The following is a 25,163-nucleotide window of genomic DNA, read 5'->3' as shown; positions in this document are numbered from 1 at the left end:
GTCGATGTCCCGTCTCATCAAGGCCGTCACGCCGTCGGTCAGGAAGGCAGTCGAGACATGACCGATCCCCAAAGCTTGCCTGCCAAAGCGCAGGAGCTGAAAGCCTTCCTAGTCCTGTCCGTCCTTCTGGCGCCCGTGCTGGCGCTCGGGCTGGTGTCAGGCTATGGCTTCATGGTCTGGATGATCCAGCTGCTCGCCGGCCCTCCGGGGTCACTGTCCTGAGGCCCACGAAGGTGGGCCTCGACGAACTCCACATCGCCAGCCTGGTGGTGCACACATCCCCGAGCCGGGTCGAGCGGATCGCCGCGCAGATCGTCGCCATGCCCGATGCCGTCGTCCATGCGACGTCGGAGCGGGGCAAGCTGGTCGTGACGCTGGAGGCTTCCAGCGCACCCGCCATGAGCCTGAGGGTGTCGGACATCCAGCACATCGACGGCGTGATGTCGGCGGCCCTGGTCTACCAGTGCGCCGACAGCCTGGACGCCATGAACGAGGAGCTTCCTGATGCGTAGGCGCGACTTCATCCGCCAATCCGCCGCTGCAGCCGCTGGGTCTGCTGCCGGCATTTCCGTGCCGACGCCGGCACAGACCGCTGCCGGCGAGGCCGGCGTCAAGTGGAGCAAGGCGCCCTGTCGCTTCTGCGGGACCGGCTGCGGCGTCAACGTCGCGGTGAAGGACAACCGCGTCATCGCCACGCAGGGCGACGTGCAGGCCGAGGTCAACAAGGGCCTGAACTGCATCAAGGGCTACTACCTCTCCAAGATCATGTACGGCGAGGACCGGCTGACCGCTCCGCTGCTGCGCATGAAGGACGGCAAGTACGCCAAGGACGGCGAGTTCGAGCGGGTGTCCTGGGACACCGCCTTCGACGTCATGGCCGAACAGTTCAAGCGTGCCCTGAAGGACAAGGGGCCGACGGCGGTGGGCATGTTCGGCTCGGGCCAGTGGACGATCTGGGAAGGCTATGCCGCGCTCAAGCTGATGAAGGCCGGGTTCCGGTCCAACAACATCGACCCGAACGCGCGCCATTGCATGGCCTCGGCCGCGGTGGGCTTCATGCGCACCTTCGGCGCCGATGAGCCCATGGGCTGCTACGACGACATCGAGGTCGCCGACGCCTTCGTGCTCTGGGGCTCGAACATGGCCGAGATGCACCCCATCCTCTGGACCCGTGTGACCGACCGGCGCCTGAGCGCGCCCGACGTCAAGGTGGCGGTGCTGTCCACCTTCGAACATCGCTCCTACGAACTGGCCGACATCGAGCTGACCTTCACGCCGCAGTCCGACCTGGCCATCCTCAACTTCATCGCCCACCACATCATCAGCACCGGTCGGGTCAACAAGGCCTTCGTCGAGAAGCACACCACCTTCCTGCGCGGCAACACCGACATCGGCTACGGCCTGCGGCCCGATCACCCGCTGCAGAAGGCGGCCAAGAACGCCGGGCCGATGGCGGGCGGCTCCAAGCCGATGACCTTCGACGAGTTCGCCGCTTTTGTGGCGACCTATGACCTCGAGTACACGGCGCGCCTGAGCGGTGTGCCCAAGAACCGGCTGCTCGCGCTGGCCGAGTTGTATGCGGATCCAAAGATCAAGGTGATGTCGTTCTGGACCATGGGCTTCAACCAGCACACCCGCGGGGTCTGGTGCAACAACATGGTCTACAACATCCACCTGCTGACCGGCAAGATCTCCACGCCGGGCAACAGCCCGTTCTCGCTGACCGGCCAGCCCTCGGCCTGCGGCACGGCCCGCGAGGTCGGCACGTTTGCCCATCGCCTGCCAGCCGACTTGGTGGTCACCAACCCAAAACACCGGGCACATGCCGAGGAGATCTGGCAACTGCCGCCCGGCACGATCCCCGATGTGCCCGGCTACCACGCGGTGCTGCAGAACCGGATGCTCAAGGACGGCAAGCTCAATGCCTACTGGGTGATGGTCAACAACAACATGCAGGCCGGCGCCAATCTGGCTCAGGAGGGCTATCCCGGCTACCGCAACCCGGCCAATTTTGTGGTCGTCTCGGATGCCTACCCGACCGTGACGGCGCTGGCCGCCGACCTGATCCTGCCGGCCGCCATGTGGGTCGAGAAGGAGGGCGCCTATGGCAACGCCGAGAGGCGCACCCACTTCTGGCATCAACTGGTGTCACCGCCCGGCGAAGCCCGCTCGGACCTGTGGCAGTTGATGGCGTTCTCCAAGCGCTTCAAGGTCGAGGAGGTCTGGCCGGCCGACCTGCTGGCCCGCAAGCCGGCGTACCGCGGCAAGACCCTGTACGACATCCTGTTCCGCAATGGCGTGGCCGATCGTTTCCCGGTCTCCGACATCGAGGCTGGCTACGCCAACGCCGAGGCGAAGGAATTCGGCTTCTATCCGCAGAAGGGCCTGTTCGAGGAATACGCGCAGTTCGGCCGTGGCCACGGACACGACCTGGCTCCGTTCGATGTCTACCACCAGGGCAGGGGACTGCGCTGGCCCGTGGTGAACGGCAAGGAGACACGTTGGCGCTACAAGGAAGGGACCGATCCCTACGTCAAGCCGGGATCGGACTTCCAGTTCTACGGCTTCCCCGACGGCAAGGCGCGCATCTACGCGCTGCCCTACGAACCACCGGCAGAGTCGCCCGACAAGGACTATCCGTTCTGGCTGTCAACCGGCCGTGTGCTTGAACACTGGCATTCGGGTTCGATGACCCGTCGTGTTCCCGAGTTGCACAAGGCGGTGCCTCATGCGGTCTGCTACATGCATCCCGACGACGCCCGAGCGCTGGGCCTGCGTCGCGGCTCGGAGATCGAGATCAGTTCCCGGCGCGGCAGCATGCGCACCCGCGTGGAGACGCGGGACCGCAACAAACCCCCGCGCGGCCTCGTGTTCGTGCCGTGGTTCGATGCGAGCCAGCTCATCAACAAGCTGACGCTCGATGCCACCGATCCCATCTCGTTCCAGACCGACTTCAAGAAATGCGCCGTCAAGATCGTCAAGGTCTAGGGCGAACCGGCCTGGAGGGCCTGTCATGAGATCCAGCCTGTTCCTGTGCCTGGCCGCGTGGATGGCCACGTCCGCCGGGTTCGCCGCGCACGCCGCGCCGCTGCTCGATGCGCTGCGTGGCGCCACGCCCATCACCGGCACCACCGCGCCTGCGCGTCTGGGCAATGCGGTCAACGACGACCAGCGACTCCCGCGGAGCTATACGCAGCAGCCGCCGGTGATCCCGCACCGCATCGACGGCTACCAGGTCGACCGCAACTTCAACAAATGCCTGGACTGCCATGCGCGCGAAAGGACATCGCTGTCGCAGGCCGTTCCGGTGAGCGCGACGCACCACGTCGATCGCAGCGGCAAGGTCCTCGACCACATCTCGACACGACGCTACTTCTGCAAGCAGTGCCATGTGGCGCAGGAGAACGTGCCACCTCTGGTGCGCAACGACTACCGCGCCGAGCCCGCCAATGCCAACGCAGCGCCGATCCGCCCCTAGCATGACAAACAGGACCACAGCCATGCGCCTGCGCCTTCGACAGTTCTGGCAAATCGTCCGCCGCCCGAGCGTTCACTACAGCCTCGGACTCCTGACCATCGGCGGCTTCATCGGTGGCGTCATCTTCTGGGGCGCCTTCAACACGGCCATGGAAGCGACCAACACGGAAGCCTTCTGCACCGGGTGCCACGAGATGCGCGACAACGTCTTTGCGGAACTGAAAACGACCATCCACTACAGCAACCGCTCGGGTGTGAGGGCCATCTGCTCGGACTGCCACGTGCCACACAACTGGACCGACAAGATCGCCCGCAAGATGCAGGCGTCCAAGGAGGTCTGGGGCAAGGTCTTCGGCACCATCGACACACCCGAGAAGTTCGCGGCCATGCGCCTGGAGCTGGCTCAGCATGAATGGTCCCGCCTCAAGGCCAACGACTCGCTCGAATGCCGCAACTGCCACCAGTACGAGTCCATGGATTTCACCCGCCAGAGTGTGCGTGCGCAGACGATGCACGCGACCTATCTGGCCAACCAGGAGAAGACCTGCATCGACTGTCACAAGGGCATCGCGCACCGTCTGCCGCATGTGCCACCCGGCGCAGCGCCGACCGACACGTCCGGTCAAGTGGTACCGGCCAAGTGACGTGACGTGAAGCGACCCGATGTCCAGACCTCGTCTGAAGCATCTGGGTCATCACGTGATGCGCAACGATGTTGATTATGTCAACTTGCGCCACGACCAAACCCGCATAAGCGCTCCTACATGGATCGCCGTTTTCGTTCATGGCGCGTTCATGTCGGTCTTTCGGGTGATGTGACGCACGCCCGGCGCCGGCTTGGATCGGCTCATGCTGAATCGCTTGCCCACGCCTACCCAGCTTCCACCGCTGGGCCTCATGCTCGACGACATCGGCGCGCCGTCCAGCGCCGCGATAGCCAAGGCACTGGACGTCACGGTCAGGACCGTGGAACGCTGGCGCTACATCGACCAGGCGCCGCGCCCGGTTGAGCTGGCCTTGTACTGGCTGACGCGGTGGGGTCAGGATGCGGCGGCCTGTGAGGCCGTCAACTTTCGGGCGCTGCAGCAGACGGAGCTGGCCATTCTTCGGGGCGAAGTCGCCCGCCTGCGCGGCGAGCTGGCCCGCGTGCTGGCCGTCGCCGATTTCGGCTGCGCAAACGACGCGGCCGCGACGGTGAGCCCGGCGCGGCCGTTGGAACAGGTGGCACCGGCTCGGCCGGTGCTGCAGGTGGTCAGGGTGTGACGGTGACGGACGCGCAGTTGTCGGCGTGATTGATGCCGCTCCACTGAGCTGCCCACGACTCAGGGCGCAACTTCACACAGACGGTGTGCCCTCCTGCTGGCATTGGCGCGAGGTCGACGGCCAGTGACCCGGTGAAGATCCCCGAGCCCGCCGTTCCAGTCTTCAGGGTGTACTCGGTCACGCACGACACCCCAGACACTACGCCGTCGATGATGACCTGGCACGGAACGTCAATGACGGCTGAAGCCGGCGAGAAGGTCCCGGTGAACTTGGTCGATGCGCGAATGCGAATGGTGTCTGTCGTGGTCGCTGGATCTGGCGTGGCCGATCCATCGTATTCCGCGAAGATCCCCGTCAGGTCGGTTCCTGTCGTGCCATTGCCCCCTGCGGTGCTGCCGGTGCCTCCCGTACCGCCCGTGCTGCTGGTGCCTCCGGTGTTGCCGGTGTTGCCGGTGCTGCCGGTGCCTCCGGTGCTGCCGGTGCTGCCGGTGCTGCCGGTGCTGCCGGTGCTGCTGCCGCCGCTGCTGTCGTCACCCCCTCCCCCACACGCCGCAAGGACCAGGACCAGAAGGACAGCGATGAAATGGCGCATGGGTCTCCCCCAAGTGATGAAGGGTCAGACCTTGCCCGGCCGCATTCGCTTGGGTGTACCCCCCAGACGGTGGAGCCCTAGCGGCCCGTCCACTGGCGCGCGATCCACGCACGCAGCGGGGGCACGGCGCCGATGACGGCCGCCGCGATGACCGTGGCGGCCAGCGTCACCAGGGCCTGCCGGCCGATCTCAGATGACAGGCGGCGCGACACGCTGGCGTTGCCGCTCGTCCAGGCGGTCCAGGTGGGCTTCGATGCGCGCCATGCTCGCTTCGATGGCCGACACGCGGCCGGCCAGCGTCAGGGCGCTTGCTGACCAGCCGATGACGGCGCCGGCCGAAGCCGTCACCACGGCCATGACCAGGCGGTGCAGCGCATCACTTGCCATGTCGCACCCCTTCCCGCTTGACGATCGCCAGCGCGCCCGCGATCAGCGAGCCCCAGGCCATCGGGTCGGTGCCTCGGCTGGCCAGCAGCGCCGGGGCGGCATTGACGATCAGGCCGATGCCGGCCAGCGAAGAGGCTTCGAAGAGTCTGCTCATGGTCATAGTCCTTGTGGACCGTAGATGGTCCCGTCTGGTGTGGTGTTCGTGGCGCCCTCCCAGGGCGTGCCGGCCCATGGGTCGGGGCGGCCCGTCGTCGACGGCCCCCGGATCTGCCCGGCGTGGTCGTAGACGGTGGCGGCCGGTGTGGTCGACCTGGCCGGGCTGGTGCCGTGGACGGCGGTCGACTCTGCCGTGACCGTGGCGGGGTTGAGCCACTCGAACACGGACGCGCCCAGCGAGAAGTTCGGGTTGTCGGTGACGGTCGCGCCGATGGCGTTGACGCCCCGGTGCGCGAGGTTGTTCGAGCTGGTCGGGTCGATGGCGCCGGCCGCGATGCCCCGCCATGCTTTCCAGGCGACGACGCCCACGGCCACGGCCGCCGCCGCGATGGCGAGGCCCTTCGCTTGGTCGGCGGTCGGCGCCCTCATGACAGCGCGCCCCCGGCGGCCGTGTAGGCGTCCAGCAGCGCGGACAGGCGCCGCTCGGGCTGGCCGTAGCCGGCGCCGGGCAGGCTGGCCCATTCTGCGCGGCACAGTGCCACAGCATCGGCAATGCGGCCCTCGGCGATTGCGTCGACGGCGCCGCGCCGCCGGATCAGCCACAGCGCGGCCATGTCCTGCGAGATGGGGCCGAAGTCCGGAAGGCGCAGCGCCCTCCGCGCTTCGATCCAGGTGGGGCGGATGATCTGGTAGCGGCCGGCGGCCGTGCTGACCAGTCCGCCGTAGGCCGCCCCCAGCTTGTCCAGCGGCTCGCCGCGCCACTCGCCGGACACGGCCGGATGGTCGGACAGGTCGCGGATGGTGTGGCGGTAGCCGTAGCAGACGCGGTACGGCTCTGGCGCGCGGTCCGTGCCCTCGGCGCTGGCGATCATCGACAGGAACGCGCGGGCGTTGGTGCTGTCGCGGTCCTGGCCGGCGCGGTAGTTGTCCCACATCGCGGAGGCTGCGCCCCAGGCGTCGACCGCATCCAGTGCGGTGGTTCCGGTGTCCTGCGCGGCGGCGTCGGCGGTCTTGGAGAGGGCAGCGGCGGCGAGGAAGCCGGCCGTCGTGAGGGTGAGCGGGGTCATGAAAACCACGCCTTCGCGTTCACCGTGAATTTTTGGCCATTTTCAGCGACGACCAAAAGGCATGTTGACAGCGAGATTTCGCACTCGATCCGAATCAATTGCTTTTCTGCCAGGTAGTAATTCGCAATTTTTTCGTGTACATACCTCCCCCCTGAAGGGAGTGGCCCAACGAAATCAGACGGGTACAAATTCGAGTCAACCTCAGTCCCTGCCATTGCTACTAGAGTTGCAGCGGTGGAATTGGTCGAACTTATGCCATATTTAAAGCCTGTACCGCCGATTTTCTTTTTTGTCACGTATAAAGAGAAAATGCCGGCCTGATCGCTTTGAATTTCAATGTATTCAATTGCGGCTAGATTGCCTGTTTCTTGCTGCAGAAATACAAGGTTTTTTCCGGACACTCTTTGTGCGCCGCTTTCTTGACACACGTAAACGATTTGCCCGTTTGTAACCTTGATTTTGTGTTGATCGGTTGTTGTGATGTTGCCGCTATCGACGGTAACTTGCCCAGCCATGCGCCGCGTGCCGCCGCGCCCCCGCTCCATCACTAGAACACTGAGTTCCGTGTAATTTACGCCACACGTAATCTGAAACGATGAGTATTCGAGTTCTGCAAAGATTCCAGCTTTCGCATTTTTCCACACATCAGTGATCTGACCATCTGCGCCATAGAATGTAACGTTCACTTCTGAAATTTCGTCGTGCGTGCTTCCGATTATTTCGAAGTATCTCCCGGCCTTCATGTAGGTTTTGGTTTCGTTGCCTTTCAGCGAAACTTTGATGATTTCCATTGCAGTCAGGCTTTCTTCTTCACGATCATCCAGGCCACGACCAGGACGGCCGCGCCAATGGCCAGCGCGCGGCCGGAGCCTGCGACGGTGGCCGCAGCCTTGGCGCCGGCCGCGTCGGCGGTGTTGAGGGCGGTGTTCACGTCGGACCGGGCACGCGCCAGCGCGTCGGCCGCGTCGGCGCGGACCTGCGCGGAATTGGCTTCTGACCTGGCGGTCATGTCGCCCATCGTGCGGATCGCCTCGGTGCCCATCGTGGCGGCTATGCGGAATGCATCGCCTTGAGCCTCGCCCTGCGCCTGTAGGAGCTGGGTGCCCATCTGCCACATATTGGCTAGGCCGGGGTCTGTGCCGGTAAATGATTCGTAGTTCGACGAATAGTTGTGACTGTTGTCGCCCGACTGGTCGTGCGTGTATGTGTTGGTGTGTGTGTCGTGCGAGTCGACGTTGTGGCTATCGGTTTCCGTCTGCTTGTTCGCAATGCCGTTTCCGCCGCCGCCGCCCAGCAGTCCCCCAAGAATTCCGCCCAATCCCATCAGCGCCTCACTGCCAGCATGACCAGCACAGCCGCGACTGCAGCGCCAGCCGCCCACGCCCAGGCCGGAATTGATTTCCCGGATGCCCCCGAGCTGCTTGCCTCCGGCTCAGGTGCGACGGCCGTCGACGCTGATCCGCGCGATCTCCCTGTGACGACGGAGACTGCAAAAGTTGGCCCGCCGCTGCGGCTGTTGCCGTTCTGGATCTGGTCTGTCTTCGAGCTTGGCCCGTTCTCGACCACGCCCGTAAGTGCCTGCGCTGCGGCGCCGTAGGGGTTCGCGCCCATCATCGCTCCGGCTGCACCCGCCGCAGCGGACCCGCCGCCGCTCGAAATGTTCCGCGACGCGGTGCCGGCGCCGCTGGGCGCCGCCCCGCCGGACACCCACTGCTGCAGGAGCTGGGCGCCGATCTGGTCGGTGGTGCTGCTCACGTCAGCCCTTCCGGGTGACGAAGTACGCCAGCAGCAGCCCGCCCAGGATCAGCGGTAGGCCCAGCTTCAGGCCGCCGGCCTGCGCGGGCGCGACTGCGCCCCCTTGCTGCGTGTAGGTCCGGCCGTTCTGGCCGGCGATCGTGCCGGGGCTGGTGTTGCCCATCGTGCCGGTCGACTGGCCCGGGTAGCGGTTGTCGATCATGCGGGTGGCGCCGTACATGACCAGCGATTCCCACCAGGCGGCCGGCTGCTGGCCGGTGGTCGCCGGGGCGCCGCTGGAATAGGCGCCCATCTTGGCGGCCTCGGCGATGTCGTCGGGCAGGTAGCCCGTCTCTCCGGTCGCCATCGAGTCGGACGGAAGGGCGCCGCTGGTGTTGCCGGCGTAGAAGTCTTCGAAACTCATGTCCATAGCGGCGCCGCCCGGCTCAGAGCTGGCCGTTCAGGGCGTAGCCCTCGGCGTAGATTGTCAGCGTGTCGGCCCCCGTCACCGTGGCGCGCACGTCCAGGTTCTGGACCGGGACGCCCTTGCCACCGGCCAGCGTGAAAGCCGTGTTCAAGGCGTTGGACACCAGCACGTCGGGCATGAAATCAACGACGTGATACCCGGCCTGCGGCGTCATTCGGAAATCCTGCTGTCTGAAATTGGCCAGCGCCACCGGCAGGGCTTCGTAGATCTCGACGCCATCGCGGCGTACACGGACGTTCGCCAAGTTGGTGTTCTTGATGATCAGCCGCTTGAGCTGAAAACCTTGCGGGCCGAAAGGTAGGTAAATCATTTCCTCGGATGCGGCCGCCAGCGTCTTCTGCTGCACCATGACGCGGGAAATGATTTTGTTCGCGCTGGGCGATTCGACATCTGCGTACGCCTCCAGCACGAAGCCGGACGGCGTGAAATTGCCCATGTCGATTTCCAGCGTGAAATCTTGCACCCCGGCCTCCTGCGTGGCCGCGATGGTGCCCAGGGTCATACCCACCTCTTCGCGCGCCTGGCGTTCAGTGAAGTCGATGACCAAGAAACTGGCGTTGATCGCGTTGCCCTTGTAGGCGTTGAGCACGTCCATGTCGGCGGCCGTGTTCCAGCGCATGAACTCCTTGTTGTTCAAGCGCAAGACGATGTTCGACATCACCGCCTTGGCGACGTTGGTGCCCAGGCGGAGGTAAATCTTCTGGTAGCACACGCCCAGCGGAAGCCGCAAGGTGGTCTTCGTGTTGGCCGTGGCGTTCTGGAACGCGGGAAGCTTGATGGTGCGCATGGGTCGTGTGCCTTGGGGTTGATCAGCCGTTCAGGGCCTTGGTGACGACGCCGTTCACCATGGGGATCTTCCGCGCCACGAAGATCGTGACGAGAACCACGGCGGTGGTGATGACAGCCTCTTTCAGGTGCTTCTGCATGGTGGTGTTCCTGTGTGGATGGTGGTGGATGACCGGCCGGAGTTGGCACCGCCGGGCCAGTACGTCGCAAGTCGACCGGCCTGTACGTAGGGGCTACGTCGCCTCTCGCACGTACGGCACCTGGCGCTCGGTCATGCGGCCGGCGCGCGACACGTCGATACGGCCCTGAACGATGGTCCGCGCCCGCCGGTCCCGCTCCAGGTAGCGGATCGCCACCCCGCCGCCGTCGCGCTCATCCGTGCCCAGGGCGGACACGGCGGCGTCGTCGCAGTCCAGCTCACGAGCCATGGCGCGGCGGTCGGCGTCGTAGCCCAAGATGAAGCACCTGACCCGCGTGCAATTGCCCAGGAAGGTCTTGTCGATCAGCGTGGGGCGCTGCGCCGCGCCGATGACGTGCAGCCCCTTGTGTCGACCCTGCGTGATGAGCCTTCGCCATGCTGGCGGGGCGTGACTGGCCGTGGTCACGTCCGACAGCTCCTCGGCCACGAAGACCAGGCCGCCGGCCTCGAACACCAGCAAGCACACCAGCGCGAACGCTTCGCCCAGGGCCAGCGCCCCGCCGGGCACGTAGCGCGTACGTACGGGGCCGGACGGCCCGGCCGCCCGTACCTGGCGCACCAGCTCACCAAGTGAGCCAGTGGCCGGGGCGTGGCGGCCGTACTCGTCGCGCGGGTCCCAGATGACGAGGCGTGCCGGCGCCAGCTCGGCCAGCCGGCGGGTGATGCTCACCCCTTTGCCGGACCCGCTGGCGCCGATATAGCCCTCAATCGCGGGGCGGTTCTTGACGCTCACGGCCGCACGCCCTCGGCGTCCTCGGGCTGGTCGGGAAGCTCGGCTTCTTCGACCCATCGCCTGGCGGCCTGCTCGGCGCGGTGCTGGCGCATCGCGGCGTAGGTCGCAGCGGCCGGCGGAAGCGTGGCGGCCGCTAGGCCCAGGTACGGGCCCCAGGTCGACATGAGCCCGCCCACGGCCCAGCCGTGCCGGTCGATGACGGCGCCGCCGGCCTGCGCGATCTGGCGGATCTGCGCATCGGACCAGACCTGGCCGAAGTCTGGCCACCAGGTCATGGCAGGGCCGGCCATCATGCGCAGCAGCTCCAGCACGCCCAGCAGCTCGGCGGCCGTGTCCAGCGCCGGCACCGGCTCGGCCTGGCCGGGTGCGCCGGGTGCCGGCGGTGACGCGGCCGCATCGAGCGCGACGGCCTGCGCCTCCAGCGCGTCCAGGGCCTGCGACGAGGGGGCCGCAGTGCCCTCCCCTGCGGTGTCGGGGCCGGCCATCAGCGCAGCTCGGCCGCTACGGCGGCCGCCTCGTATGCGCGGCACTCGACCAGCATCCGCCGGGCCTCGGTCTGCAGCACGTCCAAGCGGGCGCGGGCGCTGGCGATGTAGGCCGGCGGAAGACGCGGATCGGCCTCGATGTGGCGCCGGACCTGGCCGGCGGCGTCAGCGAGTCGCCGGGCCATGTCGCTGGATTTCTCGGGTGTGGTGGTGGTCTTGCTCATGTCATCCCCATCGGATGCGGAAGCCCCCGGCCTCGGCCGGCGGCGTGGAAGGCGCAGCCGCAGCCGGCGCGGCGGCCGGTGCGGGTGCGGGTGGTGGTGCGGGCTCACCGGATGAGCCCGCACGCTCGATCAGCAGCGCCCGCAATCGCGTGTCGGACTGATCCGAGCGTGCGAACGTCTGGCTGTTGCACGCGTTGCACGTCACGTAGGCCAGAGCCTTCGTGCTGACGCGCAGCGCGGCGGCCTGCGATGCGCAGACGGGGCACCTGCAGCGCCCGATCTCGTTTTCGCGGGCGCCGGCCATCAGGCGCCGCCGGGCGTCGTGGCGGGGTCGGCGGACTGCTCAGCGGCCTGCGGCTGCATGGCCGCCAGCTCGGCCGCAGTCGCGGCCATGAACTCCGCGAAGAGTTCAATCAACTTCTGGACCGGCGCCGGCACGAATGCGCGGTTGGCTGCTGCGATCAGGTCTTGGGTCTCGGTGCAAATCTCGGTCGTGGTGCGCATTTCGCGTGCTCCATGTGTGCCACCGGCCCAGCCGCCGGTGACGTGTGGTGGTCGGCGCGAACATCCGCGCCTCATCCGCTGGCTGGCGCGGACAGTTATTGACAGGACTCCAAGGCCGCGCGGCTGCGCCGCTCGGCTGGGTGGACTGCATGCGCTGGATCGTCTCGGCCGCCCTCGCCTTCGGGACGACGATCCAGGTAGACCGCTCGGACTCGACCTCTACGCGGCCGGTCCACTGGCGACGAAATCCGCCGGCCTTGAGCATCGGCATAGGCACCCACTCGCTGCGCTGCTCGACGTGCTGGACGCCCACCGGCCGCGCCGGGGTCGGCTCGCCGTAGCGGCCGATTTCCCCGGTCTGCTCCTGCAGCAGCCGCACGCGCAGCAGCCGGCGGGGCACGCGGGCGCCGCCTTGCAGTTCCAGGTAGGTCGCCCAGCCGTGCGCGGCGGTGTACTGGCGCACGGCCTCGGTCTCGCCGGCCGTGTCGGCGCTGGCGGTGACGTTGACCGCATCGAGCATCAGCGCCACGGCCGGCGCGGTGTCGGCCTGCTCGGGGTGCAGCCGGCGCAGCTCGCGCCAGATGCCCACCGGCGCGCCGCCGATCTGCTGGAACTGGCGGATGCGCCACGTCGACGCCCACGCCTCGACGCGGGCCGATGACTCCATGGCGTCATTGCCGAAGAGGTCGCGCCCGACGTTGTTCCCGTCGATGTTCTTACTGACGTACTTCGCGACGTAGCCGGCCGCCGATCCCCGCTTCCAGTCGATTGCCTCGATGGTCACGCGGTGCGCGGCTGCGCCCGGCTCGGTCGGGCTGTCGGCCTGTAGGAAGTAGCGGTCCAGCAGCGCCGCGAGTAGCTCACTCGATGAGCCACCCTCATGACGACTCGGCCGGCGTCCGGTGCCGGCGCCGACGCGCTCGGGGTGGAACAACAGGGCGTGCCAATGCGGCGTCCCGTCGTGCTGCGGCTCGGCGATCCGGAAACCATAGACGTCCAGCCCCTGGCGGTCTGCTGCGGAACGGAACTTGGCCCACTGGCCAGCCAGCCATCGCTGCGCCTCATCGGGCTGGGTGCCGTCGTAGACCGGGTTCGGCTCAACGCCCCATCCCGTCCGCTTGCTGCGCATGGCGTGCATCCGGCTCGGACACGTGACAGTCACGAAGCTGGCGCCGTGCGAACACTCGCGGGCGATGACCTCGAATCCGGCAATGCGGGTCATCAGCTCATGCCGGCGAATCTGCTTGTTCGCGGCCCCCTTCGCGGCCAGCTCGGCCAGCGTGTAGGACTGGCCGGTTTCGTTCACGGCCGTCACCGACTGCAATGCCGCCTCATTGCGCACGACCTGGCCGCGTCGACGGCGGCAGGCGTCGTCACTGGCGTAGCAGCCGGCGTGCCGATGCACCAGGCCGATGGTCCGCGCCGTGCCCTCGCACGCCTGCGCATGCAGCCGGCGCAGCACGCGGCGCCACCAGCGCGGGCACTGTACGCGGCGCAGCGCCCCGGTGATCGTGACGCCCCGGCCGTCCGGCCAGCGGTCGCCCAGGCCGCGCGCGTCCAGCCAGTGTCGGGCTTCGATGACCTGGCCCAGCATCTGCAGCCGCTCCCGCTGGTCCGGCTCGCGGTCGGCCAGCCGGCCGGCGGCGATGCGCTGGACGAGGCCAAGCCGGCGGGTCATGTCGCGGGCGCTGGCGTCAGCCTCGGCCCTGATCTGGCCGTCTCCGGCGTCCGGGGCGAGGCCGGCCACGGCCGCCCGCCGGACGGCGCCGACAGTCGACAGCAGCCGCAGATTGCGGGCGCGGCGGTCCGGCTCGGAAGACCACCGGGCCAGCATCCGCGCCGCCCAGGCGGTCGGCAGATCGTCGACCAGGCCGGCGGACCATTCCGAGTCGGTGGTGTAGGCCAGCGCGGGGCCGGGGAGGTCGGGGCGGAGGGGCATGGTCAGAACAGGGGCAACTGCCCCGGCTGGTCGGCCTGCTGGATCCGACGCCAGTAGGTCGGCCCCTCGTCCGCGGCCGCGTCCCGCAAGTCGCGCCAGACGCTCGGCGCCACCTCGGTCAAGCCGGAGAGCGAGTAGCCGTGCCCTTCCCTCCCGTCATCGACCGGCCGCCCCTGGCGGTCCACGCCCCAGCGGCGGCATTGCCATGTCTCGGAGTCGGTCCACTCGTGCGGCGGCCAGACGCGGATGACCTCGAAGCAGTAGCTGAAGCCGGTGCGGCTGACGGGGCGAAGGAAGGTGCCGGGGGTCATCACCGGCCCCGCAGCGCCTGCGCCGCCTCATCCAACAGGGCCGCAATGCCCGGCGCGCTCACGACACACCCCGCAGCACGACCCCAGGAAAGCCCGGAAAGTCATCGCTGTTTTCGCCGCACCCACCCGCCGGAACCAGCTCCCTGGCGTCGATCGATCGATTCATGGCCATGAACGGGCAATCCGGCCAGTCGTGCCGCAGCCCATACGGGAGCACCCGGCCGGTGAGAGTCAGCACCGCCGACAGCTCTTGCATCCTCGTCGCGTGGTCGATGGTCTTCATGCCACGCATCCCGGCCGCGCGTTCAGCGCCTGGCAGTCCGGGCACGCGCCGCAGACCCGCCGCAGCGCGTCCAGCGGCTCGACGTGCAGATGCTGGCCCGCGCCGGCCACAGCCAGCACGGCGCACGGCTCGCCGTGGCGCATCGTCAGCGCCGTGACCGTGGCGTACAGCCAGACGCCGCGATCAGCGCCGAACTGGAAGGTCACGCGGTCGCCCGCGTAGATCGTCGCGTCCCGCGCGGCGAGTGCCGATAGCTGCGCCTGCAGCGTCGCGACTTGGAGGGCTAGCGCCTCCGGTGTGGTGGTGTGCATGGTCTCCCCGGCTCCCCTTCCCGTCCTGCCCTGCGCCCTTGCATGAGGGCGCCACGGCGGCCGGGTGACGGGTGAGGAGACGAGGTGTCAGAGGCCCGGCCGACGTGACAGGGCAGATTTCAGCGGCGTCATCTGCATTGATGAAGCGACGATTTCTTGGCTCGGATAGCGTCCGGCCTACCGCATTCAGGGCCTGCGTCGATGTCGCATCGCGCGGTGATTGCCTGAGTGCCGGTTTCGAGATTTACCCGATGAATACGGGGAAATTTCGATTCACACAGCGGACAGCTTGCGGGGCTGTCTGTTGATTATGTCAACTCGCGCCACGACCAAACCCGCATAAGCGGTGCAAGCTAATTTGGCCCGTCTGCGCGGCGAGCTGGCCCGGGTGCTGGCCGTCGCCGATTTCGGCTGCGCAAATGACGCGGCCGCGACGGTGAGCCCGGCGCGGCCGTTGGAACAGGCGGCACCGGCTCGGCCGGTGCTTCAGGTGGTCAGGGTGTGACGGTGACGGACGCGCAGGCCGGCCCGGCCGTGGTCACGTCGGCGCGGGACGCCACGCTGGCCGGCCTCAGCGTGATGCAGACCGTGTGCTGACCGACAGCTTGAGCTGGCGCCGTGATGGCCAGCGTGCCGAAGAATTCCCCATCACCCGGCTCGCCTGACACGAGCTTGTAGGTGATCGCACACGCGACACCAGGCATTGCCCGCCCGTCGATCTCTGCATCGCACGGAATCGTCAGCTCGTCGTCACGGGGCCTGAAGTCGCCAGTGAAGAGCCCGGATGCTTGGACGTCCAGCCGCTGGCCCGTCGTCGACGGGTCGGGCGTGACGATACCTGAGAGCGAAGAGAACGTGCCGTCCAGCGTCGACAGCTTCGACAGCGTGCCGGTGCTCGTGGTTCCGCTGCTGTCGTCACCCCCTCCCCCACACGCTGCAAGGACCAGGACCAGAAGGACAGCGGTGAAATGGCGCATGGGTCTCCCCCCAAGTGATGAAGACCCGGACATTGCCCGGCCGCATTCGCTTGGGTGTACCCCCCGAAGGGATGAACATCAGCGGGTCGGCATCTGCCTTCGCTTGTGTCGGACGCACGCTGTTGGGCCCTTGGGCGGCAAAATGCGCTCCCCTCGACCGCGATCCCCACGAGCTGCACGATGACTGTTCCGCGCCTGCCTGCCGACCTCGACTTCATCGTGGCCCATGCCCTCAACGAAGACATCGGCACCGGTGATGTCACCGCGCAGTTGGTGGACCCTGCGACGCACGGCCGGGCGCGCATCGTCGCGCGTGAGACGGCCGTGATTTGCGGACAGGCTTGGGTCAACGCGGTGTTCCGGGCGCTGCAATCGCCGGTGCGCATCGAGTGGACCGTTGCCGAAGGTGCGCAGGTGGCGGCCGATCAGGTCATCTGCCTGCTGTCCGGCCCGGCGCGTACGCTGTTGACGGGAGAGCGCACCGCCTTGAATTTCCTGCAGACGCTGTCGGGCACGGCGACCACGGTGCGCCGCTATGTCGACGCCGTGGCGGGCACCGGCACGCGCATCGTCGATACCCGCAAGACCTTGCCGGGGCTGCGCAACGCGCAGAAGTACGCGGTCGTCTGTGGCGGCGGCGTGAACCACCGGATCGGGCTGTACGACGGGATCCTCATCAAGGAGAACCACATCGCGGCCGCCGGTGGCATCCGGCAGGCGATCCAGCAAGCCCGGGCGCTCGGTGCGGCGGTGCCGCTGATGACTGAGGCCGAGAACCTCGAAGAGGCCCGCATTGCGCTGGACGAGGACGTCGACCTGCTGTTGGTCGATGACTTCTCCTTGCCCGACATCCGCCTAGCCGTGCAGAAGGTTCGCGAGCACCGGGCCTGTGGCGGCAAGACCTTGATCGAGTACTCCGGCGGCGCCACGCTGGAGACCATCCGCGCGCTGGCCGAGACCGGCGTCGACCGCATCTCGGTCGGCTCGCTGACCAAGCATCTGCGCGCCGTCGACCTGTCGATGAGGTTCGCGGAGGACTGATTAGAATCCGCGCCACGCGGGTGTAGTTCAATGGCAGAACGGCAGCTTCCCAAGCTTCATACGAGGGTTCGATTCCCTTCACCCGCTCCAGATTTCGCGTGATCCCACCAGAAGCCGGCGCTCGCCGGCTTCGTCGTTTCCGAGCCATGAACACAGACCAAGAACCGACCGCGCCAGACCCCACCGAGGCGTCGCCGCATCCGGCCCGAGCCATCCGCAGCTTCGTGTTGCGGGCCGGGCGCATGGGCACTGGGCAGCAAAAGGCACTGGCCGATCTGAGCCCGCGCTTCGTCGTGCCTTACCGACCGGAGTCGCTGGACGTGGCGCAGACCTTCGGGCGGCAGGCCGACACCATTGTCGAGATCGGCTTCGGCATGGGCGGTGCCACCGCCGAGATCGCGGCCGCGCGGCCGGGGGAGGACTTCATCGGCATCGAGGTGCACACACCCGGCGTCGGGGCCTTGCTCAAGCTGATCGGTGAACGTGGCTTGAGCAACTTGCGCATCGTCCAGCACGATGCCGTCGAGGTGCTGGAGCACATGGTGACGCCAGGCTCGCTGGCCGGTGTGCACGTGTTCTTCCCGGACCCTTGGCACAAGAAAAAGCACAACAAGCGACGACTGATCCAGTCGGGCTTCGTCGCCAAACTGGTGTCACGGCTCAAGCCCGGCGGCTACCTTCACTGCGCCACCGACTGGCAGCCCTATGCCGAGCAGATGCTGGCGGTGTTGTCCGCCGAGCCTGGCCTGGTCAACACCACGGATGAGGCCGTGGGCTACGCCCCCAGGCCCGACTACCGGCCGCTGACCAAGTTCGAACAGCGCGGCATCCGGCTGGGCCATGGTGTGTGGGACCTGGTGTTCCGGCGCCGCGAAGACGCCGTGTCCGCCGCTGTCGACCTCACTCGGACCAGTTGATCCAGCCGCTGCTCGCGCTGACCAGCACCACGATGCCGAAGGCGATGCGGTACCAGGCAAACGGCACGAAGTTGTGGGTCGCCACGTAGCGCAGCAGCCAGCGCACGCACAGCCAGGCCGACAGGAAAGAGAACAGCAGGCCGACCGAGAACATCGGCAGGTCGGCCATCGACAGCAGCGCCCGCTCCTTGTAGAGGCTGTAGGCGCCCGCGCCGATCAGCGTCGGAATGGCGAGGAAGAAGCTGAAGTCGGTCGCCGCCTGGCGCGACAGGCCCAGCAGCATGCCGCCGATGATGGTGGCGCCCGAGCGGCTGGTGCCGGGGATCATCGCCAGGCACTGCACGAGGCCGACCTTCAGCGCGTCCAGGGGCTGCATGTCGTCGACATGGGCGATGCGAACGCTGGCCTGGCTGCGCTTCTCCGCCCACAGGATGATCAGCCCGCCGATGATGAAGGTGCTGGCCACGACCACCGGTGTGAACAGGTGAGCCTTGATCGCCTTGCCAAACAGCAGTCCCAGCACGACGGCCGGAAAGAAGCCGATGGCCACGTTGATGACGAAGCGGCGCGAGCGCTCTTGCGAGCCCAGGCCGGCGGCCGTCTCACGCAGTCGCTGCCAATAGACCAGGATCACGGCGACAATCGCGCCCGTCTGGATCGCGATGTCGAAGACCTTGCTCTTGTCGTCGGTGAAGCCCAGCAGCGAGCCGGCCAGGATCAGGTGGCCGGTGCTGGAGATGGGCAGAAACTCGGTCAATCCCTCGACCACACCCATCACCGCAGCCTTGATCAGCAAGACGAGATCCACACGCACTCCCTCGGCGCCTACGGGGCGCCAGCCGTTCCAGACATGAAAAAACCCCGACCCGCGGGGCTGACTCGATCACTGCGACAAGACCTTAGCACGGGGTCGACACGCGCCGAATGACCGCCTCCACGCACCTGCCCACATGGTCACGCTCAAGCTGAAGAAATCACCCGATGCCGGGTTGCCGTCGTCGTCCACGTCGCCCGCCAACCCGTCAGGACCACGTCGCACGCCGGTGCGCGGCCTTGCCGCCGCGCGCCAGCGCCCCACGCTGGCCGAGGCGCAGGCTGAACGGGCCGAGCGCGAAGAGTCGTTCCGGCTGCGCAACGAGTCCGCGCAAGGGCAGTTCGGAACGCCCCGCCAGGATCCGCGCCAGGACGCTCGACCGGGCCCGCGCGACGACCGACGTCACGACCCGAGAAGTGGTCACGCTGGTCACGGTGGTCAGGTTGGCCCCGCCAGCCCCCGCCGCGACGCCCGTCCCGATGGTCGCTTTGACCCGCGCGGCGAGCCCGGCCGAGGCCCGCGTGATCCGCAACGCCCAGGTCCGCATGGCGCCCCTCGCCATGACGATCGACGGGTTGATCGACGCGATGGCCCGCCGCGCCAGGAACAACGTGTCGATCCACGTTCGGCGCCTCGCGCGGACCACCGAGACGACCGGCGCGGACCGCCGTCCGGTCCGCGTGGCGACGATCGCCGCCCCTTCGATCCGCGCGGGCCGCAGCACGGGCCGCATTTCGCCCAGGGTCAGCACGGCCGCCCTGCCCCACGCGTGGATGACCGTCGCGCCGGGCCGCCACACGAGGAACGCCGCTGGCCCGACCGCGGACCCGGCCCCGGCTATGGCCGCGACACGCCGGCACCGCAGGCGCGACGTGACGATCGCAGCCCCGATCGCCCCTTCGTTCGACCATCGGAACGCCTCAAGGCGCGCGCGGCCGGCCACACGACGCCTCAGGACGAGCACGCAACGCCAGACGCACCGGCCCTGCGCACCGACGGCGAGCGCCTGTCCAAGCGCATGACGGCACTCGGCCTGGCTTCGCGCCGCGAGGCCGATACCTGGATCGAGGCGGGCTGGGTCCGGGTCGACGGCAAGATGGCCGTGCTCGGTCAGCGCGTGGGTCCGGATGCCCGCATCGAGGTCGATGCCGCCGCGCACCAGCAGCAGGCCCAGCGGGTGACCATCTTGCTGAACAAGCCGATCGGCTATGTCAGCGGTCAGGCCGAGGACGGCCATGAGCCCGCCGTTGTCCTGCTGCGGCCCGAGAACCAATGGGCCGAGGACAAAAGCGGCACGCGTTGGCATCCGGGCCAGCTGCGCGGCCTGGCACCGGCCGGTCGCCTGGACATCGATTCGGTCGGGCTGCTGGTGCTGACACAGGACGGACGCGTCGCCCGCCAGCTGATCGGCGAGGACTCGACCATCGAGAAGGAATACCTCGTGCGCGTGGTCAAGGAAGGCGGCGGCCAGCTGTCCGACCAGGCCCTGGCCTTGCTCAACCACGGCCTGGAGCTGGACGGCCACAAGCTCAAGCCGGCCAAGGTCAGCTGGGCCAACGAGGACCAGCTCCGCTTCGTGCTGCGTGAAGGCCGCAAGCGCCAGATCCGCCGCATGTGCGAGCTGGTCGGGCTGACCGTGGTGGGCCTCAAGCGCGTGCGCATCGGCAGCGTCGTGCTGGGCCACCTGCCGCCGGGGCAATGGCGTTACCTGCGTCGCGAGGAGTTCTTCGGTTGACCCAGGTTTACGGTTCCCGCGCCGATTCCTTCCACAGCCGTCGGCACCACCGCCGCCGGCTGCTGGAGGCGCTGGCGGTGTGCGTGGCGCGCCATGGCTATGCGCAGACGACCATCGCCGACATCGCGGCGGCGGCGCATGTCTCCAAGCGGACCTTCTACGAGCACTTCGCCGACAAGCAGGCCTGCATGATTGCGCTCTACGAGAGCGCCAGCGAGGCCAGCCGGCGCCAGCTGGGCTTGGACGATGCGGAAGGCCTGAGCTGGGCCGAGCAGGTTGAACGCGCGGTGCGCCGCTACTTCAGCCACCTGGCCACCCGGCCGCTGCTCATGCGTGCGCTGTTCATGGAGGTCCTGTCGCTGGGACCGGAAGGACTTCGTGCCCGCCGCGCCAACCTGGACGCCTTGGCAGAAGCGATCCAGCACAGTGCCGACACACAGGGCGTGACGTTGCCGGCGGCCGAGGCGGCCGCGCTGATCGGCATGTTGTCCGAGTGGATCCTGCTGGCGATCGAGCAGGACCGCGTCGCCGCCCTGCCCGATGACGCCCCGGCGGTCGCCGCGATGCTGCGGGCGGCCATCCTGGGGCGTCGTCTGACGGCCTGAGCCGTCGGACGACGGGCCGAACCGTTCAGCCGACCCAGCGGCGGGCGTTGCCGAACATGCGCGCCCACGGGCTGCGCGCGCTGACATCGCCCGAGGTCCAGCTCATCTGGACGTTGCGGAAGACCCGCTCCGGGTGCGGCATCAGCACCGTGAAACGGCCGTCGGCGGTGGTCACCGAGGTCAGGCCGTCCGGGCTGCCGTTGGGATTGAGCGGATAGGTCTCGGTCGGGCGGCCGGCGCCGTCGACGTAGCGCATCGCGCGCAGCACCTGGCCGGCGTCGCCGCGCTGGGAAAAGTCCGCGTAACCCTCGCCATGCGCCACCGCGATTGGCAGACGGCTGCCGGCCATGCCCTGGAAGAAGACCGACGGGCTGTCGAGGATCTCGACCAGCGAGAGGCGGGCCTCGAACTGCTCGCTCTTGTTGCGGGTGAACTTGGGCCAGTGCTGGGCGCCCGGGATGATCGGGCTGAGCGCGGCCATCATCTGGCAGCCATTGCACACGCCCAGCGCGAAGGTGTCGTCACGACCGAAGAAGCCCTGGAACTGCTCGGCCAGGCGCGGGTTGAACAACACCGATCGGGCCCAGCCTTCGCCGGCGCCCAGCGTGTCGCCGTAGCTGAAGCCGCCGCAGGCGACAAAGCCCTGAAAAGCCGACAGCGAGGCGCGGCCGGCCTGCAGGTCGCTCATGTGCACGTCGTGGGTGTCGAAGCCGGCCTGGGCCATGGCGTAGGCCATCTCGACGTGCGAGTTGACGCCCTGCTCGCGCAGGATTGCGACCTTGGGCCGGGCCTTGGCGATGTAGGGGGCGGCCACGTCCTCGGCCGCATCGAAGCTGAGCGCAACGTGCAGACCGCCGTCCTGCAGCGTGCCGGCCAGCGCATGTTCGCTGTCGGCGCAGGCCGGGTTGTCGCGCAGCGCGGCGATGCGCCAGCTGACCTCGTCCCAGGCCTGTTGCAGGTCTTGCAGCGGTGCGGCGTAGACAGACTTGGCATCGCGCCAGACCTCGACCACGCGGCGCTCGTTGGTCTTGCCCACGACATGGCTGTGGCGCGACAGGCCGTGCGTGCGCAGGGTGCGCAGCACGGCGTCGCGCTCGGCGGTCGGCACCTGGATGACGGCGCCGAGTTCCTCGTTGAACAGCGCCTTGAGCGTCAGCTCATTGCGACGTTCACCGACCTGACCGGTCCAGTTCTTCGAGTCACCGGTGTCGGCCCGGCTGTCGCTGATGCCGTCGCCTTCGGTGACCAGCAGGTCGACGTTGAGGCTGACGCCCACCTGGCCGGCAAAGGCCATTTCGCAGGCCGCCGCCCACAGGCCGCCGTCGCTGCGGTCGTGGTAGGCAAGCAGCTTGCCCTCCGCACGCAGCTGGTTGATGGCGGCGACCAGGGCCTTGAGCTGGGCCGGGTCGTCCACGTCGGGCACGCCGTCCTTCAGGTGGCAACCAAACTGGCCCAGCACCTGCGCAAGGATCGAGCCGCCCATGCGCTGGCGGCCCTGGCCCAAGTCGATCAGGATCAGCGTGGTGTCGGTACCGGCCGGCGTGTCGGTGCGCAGCTGCGGCGTCAGCGTGCCGCGCACGTCGTCCAGCGAGACAAAGGCGGTGACGATCAGCGAGACCGGCGCGACGACCTGGCGGGCCTCGCCGCCAGCGTCGGTCCAACGGGTGCGCATCGACAGCGAATCCTTGCCGACCGGGATGCCGATGCCAAGGGCCGGGCACAGGTCCATGCCGACGGCACGGACGGTGTCGTACAGCGCGGCGTCCTCGCCAGCCTCGCCGCAGGCCGCCATCCAGTTGGCGCTGAGCTTGACGCGCGAGAGGTCCAGCGGCGCGGCCAGCAGGTTGGTGATCGCCTCGGCCACCGCCATGCGGCCAGATGCCGGCGCGTCCAGGGCGGCCAGCGGGGTGCGTTCGCCCATGCTCATGGCCTCGCCGCGGAAGCCGGCGTAGTCGGCCAGCGTGACGGCGCAGTCGGCCACCGGCACTTGCCACGGGCCGACCATCTGGTCGCGGTGGCTGAGGCCGCCGACGCTGCGGTCGCCGATCGTGATCAGGAAGCGCTTGGAGGCCACGCTCGGGTGACGCAGCACGCTCAGGGCGACCTCGTCGAGCTTCACCCCGGTGAGGTCCAGCGGCTGGCCTTGACGGGCCACACGCGCGACGTCGCGGGTCATCTTGGGCGGCTTGCCCAGCAGCACGTCCATCGGCATGTCGATCGGACGATCGCCACCGGGGCCGTCTTCCAGCACCAGCGATAGCTCGTCGGTGGCCGTGCCGATGACGGCGAACGGGCAGCGCTCACGCTCGGCCAGCGCGGTGAACAGCGGCAGGCTGTCCGGCGCGATCGCGAGCACATAACGCTCCTGGCTCTCGTTGCACCAGATTTCCTTGGGTGCCAGGCCGGTCTCTTCGAGCGGGACCCGGCGCATGTCGAAGGTCGCGCCCTTGCCGGCGCCGTCGACCAGTTCGGGGAAGGCGTTGCTGATGCCACCGGCGCCAACGTCGTGGATGGCCAGGATGGGGTTGGCGGCGCCCATCGTCCAGCAGTGGTTGATGACCTCCTGCGCGCGGCGCTGGATCTCGGGGTTGCCGCGCTGGACCGAGTCGAAGTCCAGCGACGCGGCGTTGGTGCCTGCCGCCATCGAACTGGCCGCGCCGCCGCCCATACCGATGCGCATGCCCGGACCGCCCAGCTGGATCAGCAGCGTGCCCGCGCCGAACGGCAGCTTGTGGGTCTGGCCGTCGGCGATCACACCCAGGCCGCCGGCGATCATGATGGGCTTGTGATAGCCGCGCCGCACGCCGGCCACGTCTTGCTCGAAGACGCGGAAATAGCCCGCCAGGTTGGGCCGGCCGAACTCGTTGTTGAAGGCCGCGCCGCCGAGCGGCCCGTCGATCATGATCTGCAGCGCGCTGGCGATGTGCTCGGGCTTGCCGACCGGCGCGCGTTCCCAGGGCTCGTCGGTGCCGGGCAGGTGCAGGTTGGAGACGCTGAAGCCCGTCAGGCCGGCCTTGGGCTTGGAGCCGCGACCGGTGGCGCCCTCGTCGCGGATCTCGCCGCCCGCGCCGGTCGACGCGCCCGGAAAGGGCGAGATCGCGGTCGGGTGGTTGTGGGTCTCGACCTTCATCAGCACATGGCCGACCTCGTCGCGGGCGACGTAGCGGGGTGCACCGGCGCCGGGCTCGCTGTCGATCGGCAGCCAGCGCTGCAGCGGGCCGCCGGTCATCACCGCAGCGTTGTCGCTGTAGGCCACGACGGTCGATTGCGGCGCGAGCTTCTCGGTGTTGCGGATCATCCCGAACATCGACAGCGGCTGGCGTTCGCCGTCGACGATGAACTCGGCGTTGAAGATCTTGTGGCGGCAGTGCTCGGAATTGGCCTGCGCGAACATCATCAGCTCGACGTCGCTGGGGTTGCGCGCCAGTCCGGTGAAGGCGGCGACCAGGTAGTCGATCTCGTCGTCGCTGAGCGCGAGGCCAAAGTCCTTGTTGGCGGCGACCAGCGCCGAGCGGCCCTGCCCCAGCACGTCGACATGGGCCATCGGTTCGGCCTGCTGGGCATCGAACAGATGGCGGGCGGCCTCGCGTTCGGCGGCCACGCTCTCGGTCATGCGGTCATGCAACACCAAAGCACAAGCCTGCCATTGCGCTGTGCTCAGGCCCTTGGCCGCACCGCGCAGGCTGTCGATCACGCCGCGCACGCCGCCGCTCTTCAGGCCGATGCGGAACTCGGTGACACGCTCGACGCGGTGGATGCCAAGGCCGCAGTTGTGGGCGATGTCGGTGGCCTTGGAGGCCCAGGGCGAGACGGTGCCCAGACGCGGCATGACGACGATCAGCGCGTCATCGGCGGAGGGCTCGCCGGCCTCGTAGGGATCGCCGTAATCCAGCAGCGCGGCCAGGCGCTGTTGCTCGTCGGTGGTCAGCGCTTCATTCGACTGGACCCAGTGCACATGACGGGCATGGACCGAGACGATGCGCTCGTCGATGGCCTGCAAGCGAGGCAACAGTGCCTGGGCGCGGAAGGTCGACAGGGCATTGCCGCCCTCGACATGCATGAACTGGGGGCTGAGGCTGGAGGAAGTCGACACGCGCAAGGGTCCCGCTAGGCTGGGGCGACGTGGCCAGGGCTGG

At 68.0% G+C, this 25,163-nt stretch carries 32 protein-coding genes and 1 tRNA gene; 12 read left to right on the top strand and 21 right to left on the bottom strand.

Features of this window, described 5'->3' with window-relative positions:
- Nucleotides 1-57 precede the first annotated feature (57 nt).
- From EV685_RS06360 to EV685_RS06335, 6 genes are all read left to right on the top strand, one after another.
- Nucleotides 58-222 carry a periplasmic nitrate reductase, NapE protein gene (locus EV685_RS06360; RefSeq protein WP_130481169.1) on the top strand — a complete coding sequence of 55 codons (165 nt, stop codon included), beginning with the start codon at nucleotides 58-60 and terminating at the stop codon, nucleotides 220-222.
- Nucleotides 223-233: 11 nt separating this feature from the next.
- Nucleotides 234-512, top strand: a complete 279-nt coding sequence (locus EV685_RS06355) for a chaperone NapD (RefSeq protein ID WP_242615457.1) — start codon at nucleotides 234-236, stop codon at nucleotides 510-512.
- Entirely contained in the window at nucleotides 505-2,988 is a 2,484-nt protein-coding gene (gene napA / locus EV685_RS06350) for a periplasmic nitrate reductase subunit alpha (protein WP_130481167.1), read from the top strand. Before EV685_RS06355 ends, napA begins: the two co-directional genes overlap by 8 nt.
- Before the next feature lie 25 nt (nucleotides 2,989-3,013).
- Nucleotides 3,014-3,478, top strand: a complete 465-nt coding sequence (locus EV685_RS06345) for a nitrate reductase cytochrome c-type subunit (protein ID WP_130481166.1) — start codon at nucleotides 3,014-3,016, stop codon at nucleotides 3,476-3,478.
- 22 nt (nucleotides 3,479-3,500) lie between these two features.
- Entirely contained in the window at nucleotides 3,501-4,121 is a 621-nt protein-coding gene (locus EV685_RS06340; protein ID WP_130481165.1) for a cytochrome c3 family protein, read from the top strand.
- A 253-nt stretch (nucleotides 4,122-4,374) separates the two neighbouring features.
- Nucleotides 4,375-4,740 carry a hypothetical protein gene (locus tag EV685_RS06335; RefSeq protein WP_130481164.1) on the top strand — a complete coding sequence of 122 codons (366 nt, stop codon included), beginning with the start codon at nucleotides 4,375-4,377 and terminating at the stop codon, nucleotides 4,738-4,740.
- Here the strand turns inward: EV685_RS06335 and EV685_RS20765 are convergent.
- The 13 genes from EV685_RS20765 to EV685_RS06275 all read right to left on the bottom strand — a co-directional run bounded on the left by EV685_RS20765 (nucleotide 4,730) and on the right by EV685_RS06275 (nucleotide 11,590).
- A complete protein-coding gene (locus EV685_RS20765; RefSeq protein ID WP_207224775.1) occupies nucleotides 4,730-5,332 on the bottom strand; it encodes a hypothetical protein in 603 nt (200 codons plus the stop codon). The genes EV685_RS06335 and EV685_RS20765 overlap by 11 nt on opposite strands.
- Nucleotides 5,333-5,521: 189 nt before the next feature.
- Nucleotides 5,522-5,719, bottom strand: a complete 198-nt coding sequence (locus tag EV685_RS06325) for a hypothetical protein (RefSeq protein ID WP_130481163.1) — start codon at nucleotides 5,717-5,719, stop codon at nucleotides 5,522-5,524.
- Entirely contained in the window at nucleotides 5,709-5,873 is a 165-nt protein-coding gene (locus EV685_RS20585; RefSeq protein WP_165396728.1) for a hypothetical protein, read from the bottom strand. Before EV685_RS20585 ends, EV685_RS06325 begins: the two co-directional genes overlap by 11 nt.
- A 2-nt stretch (nucleotides 5,874-5,875) precedes the next feature.
- Entirely contained in the window at nucleotides 5,876-6,304 is a 429-nt protein-coding gene (locus tag EV685_RS06320) for a hypothetical protein (protein WP_130481162.1), read from the bottom strand.
- Nucleotides 6,301-6,942 carry a glycoside hydrolase family 24 protein gene (locus tag EV685_RS06315; RefSeq protein ID WP_242615456.1) on the bottom strand — a complete coding sequence of 214 codons (642 nt, stop codon included), beginning with the start codon at nucleotides 6,940-6,942 and terminating at the stop codon, nucleotides 6,301-6,303. Before EV685_RS06315 ends, EV685_RS06320 begins: the two co-directional genes overlap by 4 nt.
- The gene (locus EV685_RS06310) at nucleotides 6,939-7,733 is read right to left on the bottom strand and encodes a hypothetical protein (RefSeq protein WP_130481161.1); all 795 of its coding nucleotides are present in this window, start codon (nucleotides 7,731-7,733) and stop codon (nucleotides 6,939-6,941) included. Before EV685_RS06310 ends, EV685_RS06315 begins: the two co-directional genes overlap by 4 nt.
- 5 nt (nucleotides 7,734-7,738) lie before the next feature.
- Nucleotides 7,739-8,266: a hypothetical protein gene (locus EV685_RS06305; RefSeq protein ID WP_130481160.1), complete on the bottom strand. Its 528-nt coding sequence runs from the start codon at nucleotides 8,264-8,266 to the stop codon at nucleotides 7,739-7,741.
- Nucleotides 8,266-8,697 (bottom strand): hypothetical protein, encoded by a 432-nt coding sequence (locus tag EV685_RS06300; protein WP_130481159.1) that lies wholly within the window; start codon nucleotides 8,695-8,697, stop codon nucleotides 8,266-8,268. Before EV685_RS06300 ends, EV685_RS06305 begins: the two co-directional genes overlap by 1 nt.
- Before the next feature lies 1 nt (nucleotide 8,698).
- Nucleotides 8,699-9,100: a hypothetical protein gene (locus EV685_RS06295; RefSeq protein ID WP_130481158.1), complete on the bottom strand. Its 402-nt coding sequence runs from the start codon at nucleotides 9,098-9,100 to the stop codon at nucleotides 8,699-8,701.
- Between the two features lie 22 nt (nucleotides 9,101-9,122).
- Complete coding sequence (locus tag EV685_RS06290) at nucleotides 9,123-9,950, bottom strand: major capsid protein P2 (RefSeq protein WP_130481157.1); 828 nt, start codon at nucleotides 9,948-9,950, stop codon at nucleotides 9,123-9,125.
- Nucleotides 9,951-10,182: 232 nt separating this feature from the next.
- Complete coding sequence (locus tag EV685_RS06285) at nucleotides 10,183-10,881, bottom strand: hypothetical protein (protein ID WP_130481156.1); 699 nt, start codon at nucleotides 10,879-10,881, stop codon at nucleotides 10,183-10,185.
- Nucleotides 10,878-11,366, bottom strand: coding sequence for a hypothetical protein (locus EV685_RS06280; RefSeq protein WP_130481155.1), 489 nt, complete (start codon nucleotides 11,364-11,366; stop codon nucleotides 10,878-10,880). Before EV685_RS06280 ends, EV685_RS06285 begins: the two co-directional genes overlap by 4 nt.
- Nucleotides 11,366-11,590, bottom strand: a complete 225-nt coding sequence (locus tag EV685_RS06275) for a hypothetical protein (RefSeq protein WP_130481154.1) — start codon at nucleotides 11,588-11,590, stop codon at nucleotides 11,366-11,368. Before EV685_RS06275 ends, EV685_RS06280 begins: the two co-directional genes overlap by 1 nt.
- A 14-nt stretch (nucleotides 11,591-11,604) precedes the next feature.
- On the opposite strand from EV685_RS06275, the gene EV685_RS20580 reads away from it, so the two are divergent.
- The gene (locus EV685_RS20580; protein WP_165396727.1) at nucleotides 11,605-11,751 is read left to right on the top strand and encodes a hypothetical protein; all 147 of its coding nucleotides are present in this window, start codon (nucleotides 11,605-11,607) and stop codon (nucleotides 11,749-11,751) included.
- A 248-nt stretch (nucleotides 11,752-11,999) separates the two neighbouring features.
- On the opposite strand, the gene EV685_RS06270 is transcribed toward EV685_RS20580, so the two are convergent.
- From EV685_RS06270 to EV685_RS06250, 5 genes are all read right to left on the bottom strand, one after another.
- Nucleotides 12,000-14,033, bottom strand: a complete 2,034-nt coding sequence (locus tag EV685_RS06270; protein ID WP_130481153.1) for a replication endonuclease — start codon at nucleotides 14,031-14,033, stop codon at nucleotides 12,000-12,002.
- A gap of 2 nt (nucleotides 14,034-14,035) precedes the next feature.
- Nucleotides 14,036-14,344: a hypothetical protein gene (locus EV685_RS06265; protein WP_130481152.1), complete on the bottom strand. Its 309-nt coding sequence runs from the start codon at nucleotides 14,342-14,344 to the stop codon at nucleotides 14,036-14,038.
- A 58-nt stretch (nucleotides 14,345-14,402) separates the two neighbouring features.
- The gene (locus tag EV685_RS06260; protein WP_130481151.1) at nucleotides 14,403-14,627 is read right to left on the bottom strand and encodes a hypothetical protein; all 225 of its coding nucleotides are present in this window, start codon (nucleotides 14,625-14,627) and stop codon (nucleotides 14,403-14,405) included.
- The gene (locus EV685_RS06255) at nucleotides 14,624-14,938 is read right to left on the bottom strand and encodes a hypothetical protein (RefSeq protein WP_130481150.1); all 315 of its coding nucleotides are present in this window, start codon (nucleotides 14,936-14,938) and stop codon (nucleotides 14,624-14,626) included. Before EV685_RS06255 ends, EV685_RS06260 begins: the two co-directional genes overlap by 4 nt.
- A gap of 494 nt (nucleotides 14,939-15,432) precedes the next feature.
- On the bottom strand, nucleotides 15,433-15,915 hold the full coding sequence (locus EV685_RS06250) for a hypothetical protein (protein WP_130481149.1): 483 nt from the start codon (nucleotides 15,913-15,915) through the stop codon (nucleotides 15,433-15,435).
- Nucleotides 15,916-16,095: 180 nt separating this feature from the next.
- Between EV685_RS06250 and nadC the strand changes: the two genes are divergently transcribed.
- The 3 genes from nadC to trmB all read left to right on the top strand — a co-directional run bounded on the left by nadC (nucleotide 16,096) and on the right by trmB (nucleotide 17,873).
- A complete protein-coding gene (gene nadC / locus EV685_RS06245; protein WP_130481148.1) occupies nucleotides 16,096-16,956 on the top strand; it encodes a carboxylating nicotinate-nucleotide diphosphorylase in 861 nt (286 codons plus the stop codon).
- Between the two features lie 16 nt (nucleotides 16,957-16,972).
- Nucleotides 16,973-17,046: transfer RNA gene (locus tag EV685_RS06240), tRNA-Gly, on the top strand.
- A 56-nt stretch (nucleotides 17,047-17,102) separates the two neighbouring features.
- A complete protein-coding gene (gene trmB, locus EV685_RS06235; protein WP_130481147.1) occupies nucleotides 17,103-17,873 on the top strand; it encodes a tRNA (guanosine(46)-N7)-methyltransferase TrmB in 771 nt (256 codons plus the stop codon).
- Here trmB and EV685_RS06230 read toward each other — a convergent pair.
- Nucleotides 17,857-18,681, bottom strand: coding sequence for an undecaprenyl-diphosphate phosphatase (locus EV685_RS06230; RefSeq protein WP_130481146.1), 825 nt, complete (start codon nucleotides 18,679-18,681; stop codon nucleotides 17,857-17,859). The two genes, trmB and EV685_RS06230, sit on opposite strands and share 17 nt — an antisense overlap.
- Before the next feature lie 214 nt (nucleotides 18,682-18,895).
- On the bottom strand, nucleotides 18,896-19,438 hold the full coding sequence (locus EV685_RS20920; RefSeq protein ID WP_242615455.1) for a hypothetical protein: 543 nt from the start codon (nucleotides 19,436-19,438) through the stop codon (nucleotides 18,896-18,898).
- A gap of 18 nt (nucleotides 19,439-19,456) precedes the next feature.
- Here EV685_RS20920 and EV685_RS20915 point away from each other — a divergent pair, with 18 nt between their 5' ends.
- Both EV685_RS20915 and EV685_RS06220 read left to right on the top strand, forming a co-directional pair.
- A complete protein-coding gene (locus EV685_RS20915; protein ID WP_242615454.1) occupies nucleotides 19,457-20,422 on the top strand; it encodes a pseudouridine synthase in 966 nt (321 codons plus the stop codon).
- Complete coding sequence (locus EV685_RS06220; RefSeq protein ID WP_242615453.1) at nucleotides 20,419-21,027, top strand: TetR/AcrR family transcriptional regulator; 609 nt, start codon at nucleotides 20,419-20,421, stop codon at nucleotides 21,025-21,027. The genes EV685_RS20915 and EV685_RS06220 overlap by 4 nt, the downstream gene beginning before the upstream one ends.
- A gap of 25 nt (nucleotides 21,028-21,052) precedes the next feature.
- On the opposite strand, the gene purL is transcribed toward EV685_RS06220, so the two are convergent.
- Nucleotides 21,053-25,087, bottom strand: coding sequence for a phosphoribosylformylglycinamidine synthase (gene purL, locus EV685_RS06215; RefSeq protein ID WP_130481691.1), 4,035 nt, complete (start codon nucleotides 25,085-25,087; stop codon nucleotides 21,053-21,055).
- Between the last annotated feature and the right edge of the window lie 76 nt (nucleotides 25,088-25,163).

The sequence above is a fragment of the Sphaerotilus mobilis genome (assembly GCF_004216565.1).
Lineage (GTDB): Bacteria > Pseudomonadota > Gammaproteobacteria > Burkholderiales > Burkholderiaceae_C > Sphaerotilus > Sphaerotilus mobilis.
Note: the sequence above shows the minus strand (reverse complement) of the source record. Positions and strands in the feature narration are given on the sequence as shown.